This window comes from Oleiphilus sp. HI0132, assembly GCF_001635845.1.
Genome location: NZ_LWGJ01000911.1, coordinates 1 through 727 on the forward strand (window position 1 = coordinate 1; position 727 = coordinate 727).

The 727-nt window shown below is 44.7% G+C and carries 1 pseudogene; it reads right to left on the minus strand.

The features are described from left to right. Positions 1-727 (minus strand): annotated as a pseudogene (locus A3766_RS30955) (hypothetical protein); the annotation flags it as partial.

The following is a 727-nucleotide window of genomic DNA, read 5'->3' on the forward strand; positions in this document are numbered from 1 at the left end:
CGCCCTGAAGCGTCCGTAACCTCATCCGCAGTAGAGAAGCCCGAGGAGAAGATCAAATTAGCGATTTCACTCGCTGAAGGCTTCGGATCGGATTCTGCATAAATACCCTTCTCGATCGCCATTTTATAGATACGGCTAATTGCAATACCGCGCCCGTCATCGCGAACCGCAAGGTTTGCCAAATCGTCTATATAGCTAACGTCCAGACTAATAGTACCACTTTCAGATTTTCCTTTTTCAAGGCGCTCATCAATCCCCTCAATACCGTGATCCATAGCGTTTCTGAAAACATGCATGAATATGTTATTAAGCGTGCTATGCGCTTCGCTCTTAACAAAGATTCCTGCATTATCAATTTCGATATTTGGTTTACCCTTGCCAAGCTGCTCTGCGAGCGAGTTAGCTGATTCGATAACATCTGAAATCACACCATCTAAGGGCTTAGCTTCCATTGACATCAGCATGCTGTATGCCTCAGAAACAACACCTTTAACATTGTCATCAAGCGTTTGCTGGGTAAGTGACTTGATATTTTCCAACCAAGAGCTGACGCGTGCCGGGTCTAAGGAAATACCACTCTCAGCCTCTCCATCACGACCAAGTTTCTCACGGAACACATATGCATACTTCGCGATGATATCTTCCGCACCACTTAACTCTTCGAGCAATTGCTTCTGATCCCAAAGTACATCTTCATTCTTACGAAGATCGTCATAAGTACTTTCAA